Genomic DNA, 1337 nt, shown 5'->3' with positions numbered 1-1337 from the left:
GTCCAGGTGGGCGAGCCGACGGTCGAGCACACCATCAACATCCTCAAGGGTCTGCGCGACCGCTACGAGGCGCACCACCGGGTCTCCATCACCGATGGCGCTCTCGTCGCCGCGGCCACGCTGGCCGACCGCTACATCAACGACCGCTTCCTGCCGGACAAGGCGATCGACCTCATCGACGAGGCGGGCGCGCGCATGCGCATCCGCCGGATGACCGCGCCGCCGGACCTGCGCGAATTCGACGACAAGATCGCCGAGGCGCGCCGGGAGAAGGAGTCCGCGATCGACGCGCAGGACTTCGAGAAGGCCGCGCGTCTGCGCGACAAGGAGAAGCAGCTCGTCGCCAAGCGGGCCGAGCGCGAAAAGCAGTGGCGCTCCGGTGATCTGGACGTCGTGGCCGAGGTCGACGACGAGCAGATCGCAGAAGTGCTGGCCAACTGGACCGGTATCCCGGTGTTCAAGCTCACCGAGGAGGAGACCACCCGTCTGCTCCGCATGGAGGACGAGCTGCACAAGCGGATCATCGGCCAGGAGGACGCGGTCAAGGCCGTGTCCAAGGCCATCCGCCGCACCCGCGCCGGTCTGAAGGACCCGAAGCGTCCGTCGGGCTCGTTCATCTTCGCCGGCCCGTCCGGTGTCGGTAAGACCGAGCTGTCGAAGGCGCTGGCGAACTTCCTGTTCGGCGACGACGACGCGCTCATCCAGATCGACATGGGCGAGTTCCACGACCGCTTCACCGCCTCGCGTCTGTTCGGTGCCCCTCCGGGCTACGTCGGTTACGAGGAGGGCGGCCAGCTCACCGAGAAGGTGCGCCGCAAGCCGTTCTCGGTGGTGCTGTTCGACGAGATCGAGAAGGCCCACCAGGAGATCTACAACACCCTGTTGCAGGTCCTGGAGGACGGTCGTCTGACCGACGGTCAGGGTCGTACGGTCGACTTCAAGAACACCGTGCTGATCTTCACCTCGAACCTCGGTACCTCGGACATCTCCAAGGCCGTGGGCCTGGGCTTCGCTCAGTCCAACGCCGAGGGCTCGAACTACGAGCGGATGAAGCTGAAGGTCAACGACGAGCTGAAGAAGCACTTCCGCCCGGAGTTCCTGAACCGTATCGACGACGTGATCGTGTTCCACCAGCTGACTCAGGACCAGATCATCCAGATGGTCGACCTGATGATCGGCCGCGTCGCGAACCAGCTGCGGAACAAGGACATGGAGATCGAGCTGTCCGAGAAGGCCAAGAGCCTGCTCGCCAAGCGCGGTTTCGACCCGGTCCTGGGCGCCCGCCCGCTGCGTCGCACCATTCAGCGCGAGATCGAGGACCAGCTGTCGGAGAAGAT

The 1337-nt window shown here is 65.2% G+C and carries 1 protein-coding gene; it reads left to right on the top strand.

The window, feature by feature from the left end; translation table 11 throughout:
• A partial coding sequence (locus tag ACIRS4_RS37170) for an AAA family ATPase (protein ID WP_404204536.1) occupies nt 1–1337 on the top strand: 1337 nt, incomplete at both ends.

The organism is Streptomyces sp. NPDC101166 (assembly GCF_044768125.1).
GTDB lineage: Bacteria > Actinomycetota > Actinomycetes > Streptomycetales > Streptomycetaceae > Streptomyces.
This window is presented reverse-complemented; position numbering and strand designations above follow the sequence as displayed.